At 70.0% G+C, this 18,788-nt stretch carries 5 protein-coding genes; 4 read left to right on the top strand and 1 reads right to left on the bottom strand.

The window, feature by feature from the left end; genetic code table 11:
• Positions 1–20 precede the first annotated feature (20 nt).
• Both murB and H8R02_RS22990 read left to right on the top strand, forming a co-directional pair.
• Positions 21–1,064, top strand: a complete 1,044-nt coding sequence (gene murB, locus H8R02_RS22995; RefSeq protein ID WP_187083838.1) for a UDP-N-acetylmuramate dehydrogenase — start codon at positions 21–23, stop codon at positions 1,062–1,064.
• 10 nt (positions 1,065–1,074) lie between these two features.
• On the top strand, positions 1,075–1,887 hold the full coding sequence (locus H8R02_RS22990) for a glycine-rich domain-containing protein (protein ID WP_187083837.1): 813 nt from the start codon (positions 1,075–1,077) through the stop codon (positions 1,885–1,887).
• Here the strand turns inward: H8R02_RS22990 and H8R02_RS22985 are convergent.
• A complete protein-coding gene (locus tag H8R02_RS22985) occupies positions 1,884–2,465 on the bottom strand; it encodes a CBS domain-containing protein (protein WP_187083836.1) in 582 nt (193 codons plus the stop codon). The genes H8R02_RS22990 and H8R02_RS22985 overlap by 4 nt on opposite strands.
• A gap of 309 nt (positions 2,466–2,774) precedes the next feature.
• Between H8R02_RS22985 and H8R02_RS22980 the strand changes: the two genes are divergently transcribed.
• On the top strand, positions 2,775–10,913 hold the full coding sequence (locus H8R02_RS22980; RefSeq protein WP_187083835.1) for a two-partner secretion domain-containing protein: 8,139 nt from the start codon (positions 2,775–2,777) through the stop codon (positions 10,911–10,913).
• Positions 10,914–11,026: 113 nt separating this feature from the next.
• On the top strand, positions 11,027–18,769 hold the full coding sequence (locus H8R02_RS22975; RefSeq protein ID WP_187083834.1) for a two-partner secretion domain-containing protein: 7,743 nt from the start codon (positions 11,027–11,029) through the stop codon (positions 18,767–18,769).
• Positions 18,770–18,788: the final 19 nt, after the last annotated feature.

The following is an 18,788-nucleotide window of genomic DNA, read 5'->3' as shown; positions in this document are numbered from 1 at the left end:
CTTTGGGCCACAATTGTCCCATGATCGCTGAGCAGAACGTCTCGCTGGCGCCCCACAACACCTTCGGCATCGTCGCCAAGGCGCGCACGCTCGTGCGCGTCAAGGGCGAGGCCGACGTGACGGCCGTGCTGGCGGACCCGAAGCTGGGCCCCGAGCCGAAGTTCGTGCTCGGCGGCGGCAGCAACATCGTGCTGACGGGGGACGTGAACAAGGCCGTGGTGCTCAAGGTCGAGATCATGGGCAAGCGCGTCGTGTCCGACGACGCCAAGGCCGCCGTGGTCGAGGCCGGCGCCGGCGAGAACTGGCACGAGTTCGTCACATGGACGCTGGAGCAGGGCTTCGGTGGCGTGGAGAACCTCGCGCTGATCCCCGGCACGGTCGGTGCCTCGCCCGTGCAGAACATCGGCGCCTATGGGGTCGAGCTGCAGGACGTGTTCGACTCGCTGGACGCCATCGACCTGCAGACCGGCCGCGTGTTCACGCTGGATGCACGGCAGTGCGCGTTCGGCTACCGCGACTCCGTCTTCAAGCACGCGGCCGCCAAGGACAACGACTTCGGGCTCGCGGGCCGCGCGCTGATCCTGCGGGTGCGGCTGAAGCTGCCCAAGCCGTGGAAGCCGGTGCTGGGCTACCTCGACATCCAGCGCAAGATGACCGAGACCGGCATCGAGCACCCCACCGCGCGCCAGGTCTACGACTGGGTCGTCGCGATCCGCAGCGCCAAGCTGCCGGACCCGCGCGTGATCGGCAACGCGGGCAGCTTCTTCAAGAACCCCACCGTCACGCCGGAGCAGTGCCAGGACATCATCGCGCGCGACCCCGGCATCGTGCACTACCCCATGCCCGACGGCACCGTGAAGCTGGCCGCCGGCTGGCTGATCGACGCGTGCGGCTGGAAGGGCAAGTCGGTGGGCAAGGCCGGCGTGTACGAGAAACAGGCGCTGGTGCTGGTGAACCGCGGCGGCGCCACCGGCGGCGAGGTCGTCACGCTGGCGCGGGCGATCCAGACCAGCGTTTACGAGCGCTTCGGCATCCGGCTGGAACCGGAGCCGGTGGTCGTGTAATCTCGTCCCCGTGAACCGGGGACTGCGTTACGCACTGCGGCATGCCGGCTGGGTGAAGTGGCTCGTCGCGGCTGCGTGGGCGGTGCTGCTCTTCGGCGTCTGGGCCGGCAAGTGGCCTTTCCCCCGCAACCCCGTCTTCCTCGCCGTGCTCTCGCTCGTCGTGGTCGTCGCGGTCGCCTTGTGGGCCCGCTGGAAACGCGAGCGCCTGATCCGCGAAGCGCCGCTGCCGCAGTTCCTCAAGCGCAAGCTGCGCGACACCTACCCGCACCTGTCGCAGAAGGACGCCGACCTCGTCGAGCGCGGCCTGCGGCAGTTCTTCCTCGCCTGCAACCACGCGGGCGGCAAGTTCGTCGCCATGCCCTCGCGCGTGGTCGATGCGATGTGGCACGAGTTCATCCTGCACACGCAGGGCTACCGCAACTGGTGCCTGCTGGTGCTCGGGCGCTTCCTGCACCACACGCCGTCGGAGGCGCTGGGCAGCCAGGCCACGCACAACGACGGGTTGCGGCGGGCCTGGTACTGGTGCTGCAGGGACGAGGCGATCAACCCGCGCCTGCCCACCCGCTTGCCGCTGCTGTTCGCGCTCGACGGCAAGCTGGCCATCGAGAACGGCTTCAACTACGTGCCCGACTGCCGCGCCGTCGCGGCCGGCAATGCCATCGTCCATTGCGGCACGGACTTCGGCAGCGAAGGCGGCTTCAGCGGCGACGGCGATGGCTTCGGCGGCGAAGCGTCGTCTTCGTCATCGTCCGACGGTGGCGGCGATGGCGGCGGTGACGGCGGCGGATGCGGGGGCGGCTGCGGCGGCGGCGGCGGCGACTAGGCCAGCGCCGCCTCGATCTCCGCGAACGAGTTGGCGGCGGTCGGCAGCGTCAGCGGCATGCCCAGCTGCCGCGCGATCTGGGTGAGCGAGAAGAGCCCGCGCACCTCGCGCACGCCCTCGGCCGACACCTGCACGACGAGCGCGTGATGGCGCCGCGCCTGCTGCAGGCTGGCCACGACCTGGCCCACGCGCGCGCCGCGCACGGCCTGCATGTCGAAGGCATCGAGGCGATCGGCGGGCGTCATGATGTCCGCCACCGTCAGCTGGTTGTGCTTGACCCCCAGCTCGTGCGCGACGGCAATGGGCTTCTCGCCGAGGATGTCGTTGGTGGTGACGATGCCGGCCAGGCTGCCCTTGCCGTCCACGGCCAGCAGCATGCGCACGCCGCGCTGGATCATGAAGGCGTGGGCCGCATCCATGGTCTCCTGCGGCGACGTCACCGCGGCGGCCACGCGCTTGAGGTCCGTCATGACGAGCAGCGCCGCCGAGTCGAGCGTCACGTCGGGCTGGCCGCGCTCGGGGCTGCAGATCGGGATGGAGCCGATCGCGGGCAGGACGGGCAAAGTGCTGTAGGCCATGAGGTGCCTCCTTGCTGCTGTTGCGGCCATGATGCGCCTCGTGCACGGCCAACGCAAATCGGCTGACCGTGGCCTGACCTGCCCTTGCGTGGCCCGCGCACCACAGGCAAGCGAACTAGGGCGCAGGCCCTCCCTTTTCCGGAAATGCGGCAGAAACGGTGTGACGTCCGTCATAGGGCCCGTTGGTCGGGCGCTGCACAATGCTGCGTCGCTGCAAACAACAATGGCCGCTCTTGGGGAACCGACATGCGCCAACGCAATAGAAAGTCCACAACTCCAGCGCCGGCCTGCCCGCCCGCAGTCCTGGCGATGGCGCTGTGTGCCGCGTTCGGCGGGGCGCAGGCGCAGCCCGCCGGCCCGCAGGTGATCGCGGGGCAGGCCACGTTCAACAAGCAGGGCAACAACCTGCTCGTCACGACGCAGAACGCGGCCGGCGCCAACCACTCGGCCATCAACTGGCAAAGCTTCTCCATCCCTGCCGGGCAGGGCACGTACTTCCAGCAGCCCAACGCGGCGAGCACGTCGATCAACCGCGTGGTGGGCAACAACCCCTCGCAGATCTTCGGCACGCTGGGCTCCAACGGCCGGCTCGTGCTGGTCAACCCGACCGGCATCACGGTGGGTGCGGGCGCGGTGGTGGACACCGCCGGCTTCACGGCCTCGACGCTGCAGATGAGCGAGGCGGACGCGCGCAACGGGCGGCTGCGGTTTGCGAATGACGGCAACGCGGGTTCGGTGAACGTCAACGGCAACGTCGTCGCACGTGGCGGCGACGTCGTGCTGATCGCGCCGAACGTCGAGACCGGTGCGCAGGCGGTGGTGCAGTCGCAAGGCGGCGCGACGGTCCTCGCGGCCGGGCAGAAGGTGGAGATCACGGGCCGCGGGCTCGAAGGCATCGTGATGGAGGTGCAGGCGCCGGCGGACACCGCAGTGAACCTGGGCACGCTCAAGGGCGACGCGGTAGGCATCTTTGCCGGCACGCTCAGGCACAGCGGGCTGATCCAGGCGCAGACGGCCACGCTCGAGGGCGGCCGCGTCGTGCTGCGTGCGCAGAAGCAGGCCGTCGTGACGCCGGGGGCGGTGATCACGGCCGAAGGCGCGCAGGGGCGGCCGGGCGGCAGCATCACGATCCAGGCGGGCGAACTCGCGCAGGTGCAGGGCGTCGTCAGTGCGCAATCCGTCGCTTTGCCGGTGGATGCGCCGGCGGCTCCCGACGCGAAGGGTGGCCGCGTCGAGATCCTCGCGCGCAAGGTCGTGCTGGATACGGGCGCGAAGGTGGATGTCTCGGGCGATGCCGGCGGCGGCACGATCCTCGTCGGTGGCGACTACCAGGGCAAGAACCCCGATGTGCCGAACGCGCAGGTGACCGAAGTGGCGCCCGGCGTCGTACTCGGCGCCGATGCGCGCGCGTACGGCGACGGCGGCCGCGTGATTGTCTGGGCCGACGAGTCCACGAATTTCGACGGGCATCTCTCGGCACGTGGCGGCGAGCAGGGCGGCGACGGCGGCTTCGGCGAGACGTCGGGCAAGAACGTTCTCTACTTCCGCGGGACGGCGGACCTGTCGTCGCGGCGCGGTCGGCGCGGCACGCTGCTGCTGGACCCCACCACCATCCGCGTGGGGCTGGCGACCGCGACTGCACCGGCTATTCCCAACCTGAATGGCGATGCGACGACGGGCGACGACATCACCACTGCGACCGACCTGTCGTCCTCGGCGAACTTCGGTGCCGTCACAAGCACCATCACGTACACCGCGCTGAACACGGTGCTGACGAACGCCGACGTGACGCTCGCTGCGACCAGCGCCGTCAGCCTGCTGTCCACCGGCGGCGGCATCTCGTACTCCAACACGCCGGCGCGCACGCTCACGCTGAACGCGCCGAGCGTCGCCATCGCCAACACCATCCTCGGCGGCGGCGGCGGCCTCACGCTGAACATCCCGCAGGGCAGCGCGAGCTTCTCCAGCATCCTGAACAACGTGATGCTCGGCACCAACGTCACCCTGACCGGCAGCGGCACGGTGGCAGGTGGCCTGAAGTTCGCCAGCGGCGTGACCCTCACGCTCTCGGGCGGGCTCGTCACCGCGAGCTCCACCACGAACACCATCGGGCCCGCCAGCGGCACGGCAACGATCCAGCTCAATGGCGGGTCGCTGACCGTCGGCTCGGGCGCGGTCGTGCAACTGGCCAGCGGCATGACGGTTCGCGGCTCCGGCTCCATTGGCGGCACGAGCGGCACGTTGGTGAACAACGGCGTCATCGACGCGTCCACCGCCAGCACCCAGCTGAGCCTGAACACCGGCACGTTCATCAACAACGGCACCTGGGGCGCCAGCGCCGGCTCACTGGTCATGACCTCCGGCACGATGTCATGGAGCAACAACGGCACGTTCGTGCAGAGCGGTGGCACGGTCACGCTCAACGGCTCCATCACGAACACCACGCTGGGCAGCATCGCGCGCAGCGGGGGTTCGTTCACGCTGAGCAACCTGGGCACGGCCACGCTCGACATGCTCGGCGGCACCCTGGACCTGTCCAGCACCGGCCGCTTCGGCACGGGCGGCCTCACCAGTGCGAGCAGCGCCACGATCAAGAACGGCACGCTCACCAACGGCACCTTGAGCGGTACCGACATGCGCCTGGACGGCGTCACGATCAGCGGCAACGTCGCGTTCGGCACGGGCTCCTATGCCACCATTTCCAGCGGGATGGGGATGGCGTCGGGCGCAACGCTCACGATCAACAGCGGTGGCGGCCTGAACTTCCAGACGGCCGGCGGCGCGCAAACCATCTCCACCGCGGGCACGGCGACGATCCAGAGCAACGCGGGCTACCTCTACACGTACAACGGCGCCACGGCAACGATCGGCACCGGCGTCACTTTCCGGGGTTACGGCTCGATCTATGGGGCCACCGGCGGCGCCGTGGTCAACAGCGGCGTGGTCGACGCGAGCTCCAGCCTGCTGACGCTATCGATCCAGCCGAACACGTTCACGAACAACGGCACGATGGGTGCGAGCGGCGGCACGCTGACCATCGGCTCCGGCACCTTCACCAGCTGGAGCAATGCCGGCACGATCCTTCAGTCCGGCGGCAGGATCGACCTCAACGGCTCGATGACGAACGCCTCGCTCGGCTCGATCTCGCGGTCCGCCGGCACCATGAACCTGGGCGGCACGCTGGACATGGCGTTCGGCAACCTGGACATCGGCAACGGCGGGCGTTTCGGCACGGGCGGGCTGACCTCGGTGCAAAGCGGCGCGACGATCCGCAACGCGGCGATCAGCAGCACCGGCGGGGTGGCGCTGAACGGCTCGAACATGCAGCTGGACACCGTGGCGATCTCCGGCAGCGTGGCGTTTTCGGCGAACTCGTATGCGACGGTGACCGGCGGCATGGGCATGCTCACCGGCTCGACGCTGACGCTCAACAGCGGCAGCGGTCTGAACTTCCCCGGCGCCAGCGGTGCGCAGCAGATGGGCAGCCCCGGCCCCAGCACGCTCGTGATGGCGGGCGGCTACCTTTACACGTATGGCGGCGCGACGCTGACGCTGTTCGGCGGCATGACGACCAAGGGTTACGGTTCCCTGTACGGCGCCACCGGCGGCACGATCATCAACAACGGCGTGATCGACGCGAACTCCAGCCTGCTGGCGCTCACGATCGTGCCGAACACGTTCACCAACAACGGCACGATGGGGGCGAGCGGCGGCACGCTGTCCCTCGGCTCGGGCACCTTCACCAGCTGGAGCAACGCAGGCACGCTGGTGCAAAGCGCGGGCGCGGTGAACCTGAGCGGCTCGATGACGAACGGTTCGCTGGGCAGCATCTCCCGCACCGGCGGGCTGATGAACCTGTACGGCACGCTGGACATGGCGTTCGGCAACCTGGACATCGGCAACGGCGGGCGGTTCGGCACCGGCGGCCTCTCCACGGTGCAAAGCGGCGCGACGATCCGCAACGCGGCGATCAGCAGCACGGGCGGCGTGCCGCTCACGGGCTCGAACATGCAGCTGGACACCGTGGCGATCTCCGGCAGCGTGGCGCTGGCGGCGAACTCGTATGCGACGGTGACCGGCGGCATGGGCATGCTCACCGGCTCGACGCTGACGCTCAACAGCGGCAGCGGCCTGAACTTCCCGACCGGAAGCGGCGCCCAGATGATGGGCAGCCCGGGCCCCAGCTCGCTCGTGATGGCGGGGGGCTACCTGTACACCTATGGCGGCGCCACGCTGACGATGTACGGCGGCCTCACGACCCGGGGCTACGGTTCGCTGTACGGCGGCACGGGCGGCACGATCATCAACAACGGCGTGATCGACGCGAACACCGCGGGCACCACGTTCCTCATCTCGCCCAACACCTTCACCAACAACGGCACCATGGGCGCGAGCGGCGGCACGCTGGCCCTGGGCTCGGGCAGCTTCACCACCTGGACGAACGCCGGCACGCTGGTGCAAAGCGGCGGCGCGGTGAACCTCAACGGGACGATGACGACGACCTCGTTGGGCAGCATCTCCCGCACCGGCGGGCAGATGTACCTGTACGGCACGCTGGACCTCGCGGGCGGGTCGCTGGACATCGGCTCGTCCGGCCTGCTCGGCGCGGGCGGCCTCACGAGCTCCGGCAGCGGGCGCATCAAGAACGGCACGATCTCCAGCAGCGACGGCACGCCCCTCACGGGCTACACCACGCTGGAGGGCATCACGGTCAGCGGCTCCCTGGCGACCGCGCCGGGCTACTACTACGACGTGTATGGCGGCCTCACGCTCGCCAACGGCGCCACGCTCAACCTGACCAGCTCGTCGCTCTACTTCTACGGCACGTCGCAGTCGATCGGCGTGGCTGCCGGTGCGACGGCGGGCACCGCGACGCTGCAGACGGCCGGCGGCAGCCTGAACACCAACTGGAGCGGCACGGCCAGCACCTTCACGGTCGGCGGCGGCGTCACGTACCGGGGGTACGGCAGCTTCTACAACTACTACGTCACCAACGTCGTCAACAACGGCGTCATCGACGCGGACGTGGCGGGCAACACGCTGAACGTGTACTACGGCGCGTTCACGAACAACGGCACGATGAAGTCGTCGGGCGGCAACCTCTACCTGTCGCCCAACAGCCTCACGAATACTGCGACCGGCACGCTCGCCAACAACGGCGGCACGCTGACGATCGCCTCCGCGGGCACGGTCGTGAACTCGGGCGCCATCGCATTGAACGCCGGCACCACCAACCTGGGCGGCACGTTCACCACCTCGCTCTTCGGCACCGGCTACTCGCGCGCGGCGGGTACGACGGTCAACCTGACGGGCACGCTGGACCTCGCGGGCGGCTCGCTGGACATCGGCTCGGGCGGGCCGTTCAGCTCGGGCGGCCTGTCGAGTTCCGGCAGCGGCCGCATCAAGAACGGCACGATCTACAGCGGCGACGGCACGCCGCTCACCGGCTACGCCACGCTGGAGAGCGTCACCATCGGCGGCTCGCTGTCGACGACCGGGGGCTACTACTACGACATCTACGGCGGCCTCACGCTCGCCAACGGCGCAACCCTCAACCTGAACAGCTCCTCGCTGTATTTCAACGGCACCACGCAATCGATCGGCGTGGCGGGCGGCACGGGCACGGCCACGCTGCAGACGGCCGGCGGCAGCCTCAACACCAACTGGAGCGGCACGGCCAGCACCTTCACGGTCGGCGGCGGCGTCACGTACCGGGGGTACGGCAGCTTCTACAACTACTACGTCACCAACGTCGTCAACAACGGCACCATCGACGCGAACGTGGCGGGCAACACGTTCAACGTGTACTACGGCGCGTTCACCAACAACGGCACGATGAAGTCGTCGGGCGGCAACCTGTACCTGGCGCCGAACAGCTTCACGAATTCCTCGACCGGCACGCTCGCCAACAACGGCGGGACGCTGACCATCGCGTCCGCCGGCAGCGTGGTCAATTCGGGCGCGATCGCGCTCAACGCCGGCACGACGAACCTTGGCGGCACGTTCACGACCTCCCTGTTCGGCGCCGGCTACAGCCGCGCGGCCGGCAGTACCGTCAGCCTGACCGGCACGCTCGACCTTGCAGGCGGCTCCCTCGACATCGGCTCCGGGGGCCCGTTCAGCGTGGGCGGCCTCACGAGCTTCGGCAGCGGCCGCATCAAGAACGGCACGATCTACAGCGGCGACGGCACCCCGCTCACCGGCTACGGCACCTTCGATGCCGTCACCATCAGCGGCTCCCTCGCGACAGCCGGGGGCTATTACTACGACATCTACAACGGCCTGAACCTGGCCAACGGCGCGACGTTCAACCTCGGCAACTCGAGCCTGTACTTCTACAGCGCCACGCAGTCGATCGGCGTCGCGGGCGGCACGGGCACGGCCACGCTGCAGACGGCGGGCGGCAGCCTCAACACCAACTGGAGCGGCACGGCCAGCACGTTCACGCTGGGTGGCGGCGTCACCTACCGCGGCTACGGCAGCTTCTACAACTACTACGTCGCCAACGTCGTCAACAACGGCGTCATCGACGCGAACGTCGCGAACAACACGCTGAACGTGTACTACGGCGCGTTCACCAACAACGGCACGATGAAGTCGTCGGGCGGCAACCTCTACCTCGCGCCCAACAGCTTCGCGAATGCCTCGGCCGGGACACTGGCCAACGACGGCGGCACGCTGACGATCGCCTCCGCCGGCACGGTGGTGAACTCGGGTGCCATCGCATTGAACGCTGGCACGACGAACCTGGGCGGCACGTTCACCGCCTCGCTCTTCGGCGCCGGCTACAGCCGCGTCGCCGGCAGCACGGTCAACGTGGCGGGTACGCTGGACCTCGCAGGCGGCACGCTCGACATCGGCAGCACGGGCGCCCTGGGCCCCGGCGGGCTGAGCGGCCTGGCCAATGGCACGATCCGCAACGGCACGCTGACGTCGCCGTCGGGCCAGACGCTTTCGAACTCCAGCGGGACTTTCGACGGCGTCACCATCGGCACCAACCTCACGCTCTCCGGCTCCAGCTTCGGGTACGTGAAGAACGGTCTCGCACTGGCCAATGGCGTGACCTTCGATACCGGCAGCAATTCGCTCGAGTTCCTCGGGTCGACGTCGCAGGCGATCAGCACGCCCGGGACAGCCACCGTCCAGACCGGCGGCGGCTGGATGTACTTCAATTCGAGCGGCACACAGCAAACCCTCACCATCGGCCCGGGCGTGACGTGGAGCGGCAGCGGCGGCTTCTACGACTCGTACTACAGCACCGCCAACCACGGCTCGCTGGTGAACCTGGGCACCATGGCACCCGGCGGCGCCGGCGCGACGGCGCAGGTCAACGTGTACAGCTGGTTCGACACCTCGAACGGCACGCTCGTGCTCGAGCAGCGCACGTCTTCCAGCTACGACAAGGTCTGGGCCTATGGGCGGGTTACGCTGGGCGGCGGCACCGTCGTCAATGCGAGCGCGATCCCGCAGGCGACGTCGGGCTTTGCGGCCGGCACGAACTTCGATGTCGTGGAGAGCTCGATCGGCGACATCCAGGGCACTGCGCCCACGGTGACGGGCTACAACTCGTCCGTCGTATCTTCGGCGACGAGCCCGCCGGCGAAGTACCTGCGGCTGACGGCGCAAGCGCCCGCGCCGACGGCGGCTCCGGCTTCGACGCCGGCCCCGACGCCTGCGCCGACGCCGGCACCAACACCGCCGCCGACGCCCGCACCGACGCCTGCACCGACTCCGGCTCCCACGCCGGCACCGACTCCTGCACCGACACCGGCACCGACGCCTGCGCCCACGCCGGCTCCGACGCCTGCGCCGACTCCGGCCCCGACGCCGCCGCCCACGCCAGCTCCGACGCCTGCTCCAACACCTGCGCCGACACCTGCGCCGACACCTGCGCCGACACCTGCGCCGACGCCTGCCCCGACGCCTGCCCCGACGCCGGCTCCAACACCTGCGCCGACGCCAGCACCGACGCCAGCACCGACGCCTGCGCCGACACCAGCGCCAACGCCTGCACCAACACCAGCGCCAACGCCTGCACCGACGCCTGCGCCGACGCCTGCGCCGACACCAGCGCCAACGCCTGCACCGACGCCTGCGCCGACGCCTGCACCGACGCCAGCACCGACGCCAGCACCGACGCCAGCACCGACGCCAGCACCGACGCCTGCGCCAACACCGGCACCGACACCGTCGCCGCAAGCCAGCGCCACGGCCGCGCGGTTGCAGGAGGCGTTGCCGAACGTCGCACCGGCCATCGTCGAGCAGGTCGTCACCGAACAGCAGAACACGCTGACCACGTTCGTGTCGCTGCTGGTCAAGGAGGAAAAGGCCCAGGCCGAGACGAAGGACAAGGAAATCGAGAAGAAGGAGGAGCAGTCCGGCGACAAGAAGAAGGACGAGAAGAAGAACAAGGACCCGATCGTCACCGACACCTCCTGCAAGCCGTAAGGCAGGCAAACCGGGGCCGCGCAAGCGGCCCTTGTTTCGTCGGCCGGTTCGCAGAACAATCGCGCCGTGAGGCCGGGCGCGGCTGACGCCGTGCCGCGGCCAGGGGGTGCGTCATGCGTCACGGCAACCAGCGGCCTTCTTCGTCTCCCGCCTGCCCTCCCGCGGTGCTGGCCATGGCGCTGTGCGCCGCGTTCGGCGGGGCGCAGGCGCAGCCGGCCGGCCCGCAGGTGATCGCGGGGCAGGCCACCTTCAACAAGCAGGGCAACAACCTGCTCGTCACGACGCAGAACGCGGCCGGCGCCAACCACTCGGCCATCAACTGGCAAAGTTTCTCCATCCCTGCCGGGCAGGGCACGTACTTCCAGCAGCCCAACGCGGCGAGCACGTCGATCAACCGCGTGGTGGGCAACAACCCCTCGCAGATCTTCGGCACGCTGGGCTCCAACGGCCGGCTCGTGCTGGTCAACCCGACCGGCATCACGGTGGGCGCGGGCGCGGTGGTGGACACCGCCGGCTTCACGGCGTCGACGCTGCAAATGAGCGAAGCGGATGCGCGCAAAGGGCGGCTTCGGTTTGCGAATGACGGCGATGCGGGTGCGGTGAATGTCAACGGCAGCGTGGTTGCGCGTGGCGGCGACGTCGTGCTGATCGCGCCGAACGTCGAGACCGGTGCGCAGGCGGTGGTGCAGTCGCAAGGCGGCGCGACGGTCCTCGCGGCCGGGCAGAAGGTGGAGATCACGGGCCGCGGGCTCGAAGGCATCGTGATGGAGGTGCAGGCGCCGGCGGACACCGCGGTGAACCTGGGCACGCTCAAGGGCGATGCGGTGGGCATCTTTGCCGGCACGCTCAGGCACAGCGGCATGATCCAGGCGCAGACCGCCACGCTCGAAGGCGGCCGTGTCGTGCTGAAAGCAAACAATGCGCTGACGATCACCAGCGAAGCCGTCGTCGCGGCAGATGCGAGCGCATCAGGCAACGGCGGCACGATCATCGCGAAGTCAGGGGGCGAAGCGCGCATCCACGGCCAGCTCTCAGCGCGCGGCGGCGCGCACGGCGGCAATGGCGGCTTCATCGAAACTTCCGGGCTGTTCCTCGACATCGCAGGCATCCGCCTCGACGCGACGGCACCCGCGGGCCGCGGCGGGCAATGGCTGGTGGACCCGTACAACATCGAAGTCGTCGCGGGCACCACGCTCTCCAACAACGGAGGCGGGAGCACCTTCACGCCCAACGGCAGCAACTCCAAGGTCGGTGCGAGCCTGATCGCGTCGCAGCTGAATTCGGGCACCAACGTCATACTCGACACCACCGGCGCCGGCAGCGACGCGGGCGTGATCCTCATCAGCAGCGCCATCGCGAAGACCGCCGGGACCGACGCCACCCTGACGCTCAGCGCGCACAGCGACATCAACGTCAACGCCAACATCACGTCCACCGCGGGGCAGCTGAACGTCACGTTCACCAGCCCGAGCGGCGGCGGCGGCATCGTCAACCTCGGCAACGGGGTTTCGCTGAACGCCAACGGGGGAACGCTCAACGCCACGACGCGCACGGTCTCCATCGTGGGCGGCACGGCCACGGTGGACTCGACGTTCAATGTGGGGACGCTGAACCTCGGCACCGTCAGCGGAGCAGGGGGCACGCTCGCTGGCGCCGGTGGCGTCGTCGTGAGCAACGGCTTCAACGTTGCGGCATCGAGCGCGATCGCCGGCACGGGCCAGTTCACCACCAACGGCACGACGAGCATCAACACCGGCAGCACGGGCACGCTCGGCGTGACCGGCGGGCGCAGCTGGACCAACACGGGCACCCTGACGGTGGGCGCGAACGACCGCATCTCGTTCGGCGCCTTCACCGGCGGCACCAACACGCTCACCAACGCACCGAGCGGCACGATCAACCTTGCCAGCGGCAGCAGCACCGTGCTCGACTACTGGACCGGCACCGCGACCTTCGTGAACAACGGCACGATCAATGCCACGGTCACGGGCTCGCACACCGCGGCCCCGTCGCTGACCTTCAACAACAGCGGCACCGTCAACGTGCAGGCGGGCACGCTGGACCTGCGCGGCGACGGCACCGACTCGGGCCCGTACACCGTCAGCGCCGGCGCGACGCTGCGCTTCGGCGGCGCACGCAGCCTCGGCTCCGGCGTGTCCTTCGCCGGTGCCGGCACCACGCAAGTGGCCGGCAAGCTGACGCCCACCAGCGCGGTGACCCTCTCCGGCACGACGATCGACCTCGCCGGCGGCAGCCTCGTCGGCGGCGCCGGCCTCGCCATCGCCACGCCGTTGAACGTCACGGCCAGCAGCAGCATCGTGGGCCCGGGCACGGTGACGACGCGCGGCACGACCACGGTCAACACCGGGACCACCGGCACGCTCGGGATCACGGGCGGCGTCACGCTCGCCAACGAAGGCAACTTCACCGTCGGCGGGACCGACCGGCTTTCGTTCGGCGCCTTCTCCGGCGGCACCAACACCTTCAGCAACGCGGCCGGCGGCGTGCTCAACCTCGCCAGCGCCAGCAGCACCGTGCTCGATTACTGGACCGGCGTCGCGACGCTGAACAACTCGGGCACGATCAACGCCACCGTGACCGGCTCGCACACGAGCGCGCCGAGCCTGGCGTTCAACAACGACGGCGTAGTGAGCGTGCAGGCAGGCACTTTCGACCTGCGGGGCAGCGGCACCGACAAGGGCACGCTCGACATCGCCGCGGGCACGGTGCTGCGGCTGGCGGGCGACCGCAGCTTCGACACGGGTGTGTCGGTCGCGGGCGCCGGCACGCTGCAGGTCACGGGCCGCGTGACACCGGCGGTGGCGGTGACCGTCGGCGGCGCGGGCAGCCTCGACCTCGCGGGCGGCACGCTTGCCGGCGGCTCGGGGCTGACCGTGGCGCGCGCGATCAACGTGACGGCGAGCAGCAGCATTGCCGGGCCCGGCACCGTGACGACGCAGGGCGGCGTGACACTGGCTACGCCCGGCAACGGCACGCTCGGCGTCACCGGCGGCGTCACATGGGTGAACCAGGGCACGCTCGCCATCACCGGCAGCGACCGGCTCTCCTTCGGCGCGTTCTCGGGCGGAACCAACACGCTGACCAATGCCGCGACGGGCGTGATCAACCTCGGCAGCAGCGCGAGCACGGTGCTCGACTACTGGACCGGTACCGCATCGCTCGGCAACGGCGGCACCATCAATGCGACCGCGACGGGCACGCACCTGATGGCGAGCGGCATCACCTTCGACAACAGCGGCACGCTGAACGTGCAGGCCGGCCTGCTCGACCTGCGTTCGACGGGCGCGGACACGGGCACGGTGTCGGTCGGCAGTGGCGCGGTGCTGAGCATCGGCACGACGCGCAACGCCAATGCAGGCGCGGCGTTCGCAGGGGCGGGCACGCTGCAGGTCGGCAGCGGCGGCACGCTGTCCGTCAACAGCCCGCTCACGCTGGCCGCACCCTCGCTCGTGCTGTCGGGCGGCACGCTGGCCGGTGCCTCGGGGCTGACGGTAACCGCGCCGATGAACGTGACCTCCAGCAGCGCCATCGCGGGCACCGGGGTGCTGACGACGCAGGGCACCGTCACCATCAACACCGGCGCTTCGGGAACGCTCGGCGTCACGGGCGGCCGCAGCTGGGTGAACGAAGGCACCCTCACGCTCGCTGGCAGCGACCGCATCTCGATGGGCGCATTCACCGGCGGCACGAACACGCTGGCCAATGCGGCCACGGGCGTGATCAACCTGTCGTCGGCCACGGCCACACCCCTGGACTTCTGGACCGGCCTGGCCACCTTCACGAATTCCGGCACGCTCAACGCCACGGCCACCGGCACCCACACCATCGCCAGCGGCCTGACCTTCAACAACGGCGGCACGGTCAACGTGCAGGCCGGCACGCTGGACCTGGGCGCGGGTGGTGCCGATACCGGCACGTACGCCATCAGCGGCGGCACGGTGCTCAGCCTCGGGACCACGCGCAACCAGAACGCCGGGGCAGCCTTCACGGGAACGGGCACGCTGCGGGTCGCCGGCGGCGGCACGCTCGCGGTGAACAGCGCGATGACGCTCGCCACGCCGACGCTGCAGCTGGCGGGCGGCACGCTTGCCGGCAGCGCGGACCTGACGGTTGCGTCGCCGTTGAACGTGACGAGCAGCAGCACGATCCTCGGCACCGGCGTGCTCACGACACAGGGCACGACCAGCGTCAACACCGGCGCGGCGGGCACGCTCGGTGTGACGGGCGGGCGCACGTGGACCAACCAGGGCACGCTCACGCTCGGCGCGAACGACCGGCTCTCGATGGGTGCGTTCACCGGCGGCACCAACACCTTCACGAACGCGGCCACGGGCGTGCTGAACCTGTCGAGCGGCAGCGGCACGGCGATCGACTTCTGGACGGGCATCGCGACGGTCAGCAACGCGGGCACGATCAACGCGACGGCGGCAGGCAGCCACGCGATCGCGGGCGGGCTGGCCTTCAACAACAGCGGCGCCGTGAACGTGCAGGCCGGCACGCTCGACGTGGCCGGCGGTGGCAGCGATACGGGCACGTTCTCGGTGGCGGCCGCAACGATGCTGCGCTTCACCGGCGGCACGCGCACGCTCGGCGCGGGCACCAACATCACCGGCACGGGCACGCTGGGCGTGGCCGGCGCGACGCTGAACGTGGGCAACCTGCTGGACATCGCCGGTACCGGCGCGCAGGTGCTGCTGACTGCCGGCACGCTCAACGCGGCGGCGGCCGGCGGCCTGACCATCGCGTCGAGCCTCACGCTCGCGGGCGGCACGCTGGCGGGCGGCAACATCACCGCCACCGGCCCGGTGAACGTGACGAGCAGCAGCACGATCGCGGGCAGCGGCGTGTTCAACACGAAGAGCACGACGAGCATCAACACGGGCGCTTCGGGGACGCTGGGCGTCACCGGCGGGCGCACATGGCTGAACGAAGGCACGCTGACCATCGGCGCGAGCGACCGCATCTCGCTGGGCGCATTCACCGGCGGCTCCAATTCGCTGGCGAATGCCGCCGGCGGCGTGATCAACCTGTCGTCGGCAACGGGCACGCCCATCGATGTCTGGACCGGCACCGCCACCTTCACGAACGCGGGCACGCTGAACGCGACTGGGACAGGCACGCATTCGATCGCCAGCGGCATGACGTTCGACAACAGCGGCACGGTGAACGTGCAGGCCGGCACGCTGGACCTGCGCGCGAGCGGCGCCGACACGGGGACCTACGCGCTCACGGCCGGCACCGTGCTCAGCCTGGGCAGCAGCACGCGCAACCAGAACGCGGGCGCGGCCTTCACGGGCGCCGGGACGCTGCAGGTCCCGGGTGCGAGCACGCTCGCCGTGAACAGCGCAATGACGCTCGCCACGCCGACGTTGCAGCTCGCCGGCGGCACGCTTGCGGGCTCGGCCGACCTCACGCTTGCTTCGCCCCTGACGGTCACGAGCAGCAGCACGATCCTCGGCACCGGCGTGCTGCGCACGCAAGGCACGACGAGCGTCAACACGGGCATTACGGGCACGCTCGGCATCACCGGCGGCCGCAGCTGGATCAACGAGGGCACGCTCACCGTCGGCGGCAGCGACAGGCTGTCGATGGGCGCGTTCACCGGCGGCACCAGCAGCTTCACCAACGCGGCGACGGGTGTCCTCAACCTCGCGAGCGCCGCCAACCCCGTCATCGACTTCTGGACCGGCACGGCCACCGTCGCGAACGCGGGCACGATCAACGCCACCGCGGCAGGCATCCATGCCATCGCCGGCGGCCTCACGTTCAACAACACGGGGTCGGTGGCCGTGAGCGGCGGCACGCTCGCCATCGGCTCGGGCGGCACCGACAGCGGCACCTACGGCGTGGGCAGCGGCGCGACGCTGCGCTTCACCGGCGGCGCGCGCAACCTCGGCGCGGGCAGCGACATCACCGGCGCTGGCACGCTCGCCGTGTCTGGCGGCACGCTCAACGTCGGCGGCGGCCTGGGCATCGGATCGAGCGGGGCCGAAGTGCAGGTGCTCGGCGGCACGCTCGTCGCGGCCGGGTCGGGCGCGCTCACGATCGGCACCAACCTTTCGCTGGCCGGCGGTGGCACATTCGCGGGCGGCGACATCATCGCCACCGGGCCGTTCAGCGTGGGCGGCACCGGCACGATCCTCGGCGCCGGCACGTTCACGACGCGGGGGATCACCGCGATCAACACCGGCACGGCGGGAACCATCGGCATCACCGGCGGCCGCACGTGGGTGAACGAGGGAACACTGACGATCGCCGGGTCCGACCGGTTCTCGATGGGTGCGTTCACGGGCGGGACGAACACCTTCACCAACGCGGCCACCGGGGTGCTGAACCTGTCGACGTCGAGCACGGTCCCGTTCGACCACTGGACGGGCACGTCCACCTTCAACAACGCGGGTACCGTCAATGCGTCGGCCGCGGGCGCGCATGCCATTGCCTCCGGCATGACCTTCAACAACACCGGCACGATCAACGTGACCGCGGGCACGCTGTCGGTGACGCCGGGCAGTGCGTCGATCGCGGGTGCGCTGAAGGTCGGCGCCGGCGCCGTGTTCCAGGCGAGCGGCGGGCTCGACACCACCGCGGCCATCTCGGGCGACGGCACGATCAGCGTCGGCGCCGGCAGCACGCTCATCAACCGCGGCAGCATCTCGCCGGGCCCGGCGGCGGGCGTCGCCGGCACGCTGTCGATCGTCGGCAACCTGGACACTTCGTCCGGCACCGTGAAGCTCGAGATGGCGAACACGTCCTCGTACGACATCGTCTCGGCCAGCGGTTCGGTCACGCTGGGCAGCGGCACCGTGCTGATGCGCAGCGACATCGCCGGGGCGAACTACGTGGCCGGCGACAACTTCGACGTCATCCGGAGTTCGGCGGGCGTGGTCATTGGCCCGCTGCCGACAGTGACAGGCTTCACCGCGAGCACGACGCCGACGCCCGCGCCGGTTTCGTTGCGGCTGCAGGCGCAGTCGCCTGCGCCGATCGCTGCAAGCCCGCCGACGGGGACGCCTGCACCGACGCCTGCGCCAACGCCTGCGCCAACGCCTGCGCCAACGCCTGCGCCAACGCCTGCGCCAACGCCTGCGCCAACGCCTGCGCCAACGCCTGCACCGACGCCTGCACCGACGCCTGCGCCAACGCCTGCGCCAACGCCTGCGCCAACGCCAGCACCGACGCCTGCGCCAACGCCTGCGCCAACGCCTGCGCCAACGCCTGCGCCAACCCCCGCACCGACGCCTGCGCCAACGCCTGCGCCAACGCCCGCACCGACGCCCGCACCGACGCCTGCGCCAACGCCTGCGCCAACGCCCGCACCGACGCCTGCGCCAACGCCTGCGCCAACGCCTGCGCCAACGCCCGCACCGACGCCTGCGCCAACACCCGCGCCGACGCCCGCACCGACGCCCGCGCCCACGCCCGCACCGACGCCTGCGCCAACCCCCGCACCAACGCCTGCGCCAACGCCTGCGCCAACGCCCGCACCGACGCCTGCGCCGACGCCTGCGCCGACACCAGCGCCAACACCAGCACCGACACCAGCACCGACACCAGCGCCCACGCCCGCACCAACGTCATCGCCAATCGCGAGCGCCACCGCCGCTCGCCTCCAGGAAGCACTACCCAACGTCGCCCCTTCGATCGTCGAGCAGGTCGTCACCGAGCAGCAGAACACGCTCACCACGTTCGTGTCGCTGCTGGTCAAGGAAGAAAAGGCCCAGGCCGAGACGAAGGAGAAGGAAAAGGAGAAGAAGGACGAGCAGTCGGGCAGCGACAAGAAGGACACGAAGAAGAACAAGGACCCGATCGTCACCGACACGTCCTGCAAGCCCTGATGAAAAAAGGCCGCGAAGA

The organism is Ramlibacter albus, assembly GCF_014297445.1.
Classification (GTDB): Bacteria; Pseudomonadota; Gammaproteobacteria; order Burkholderiales; family Burkholderiaceae_C; genus Ramlibacter; species Ramlibacter albus.
Note: the sequence above shows the minus strand (reverse complement) of the source record. Positions and strands in the feature narration are given on the sequence as shown.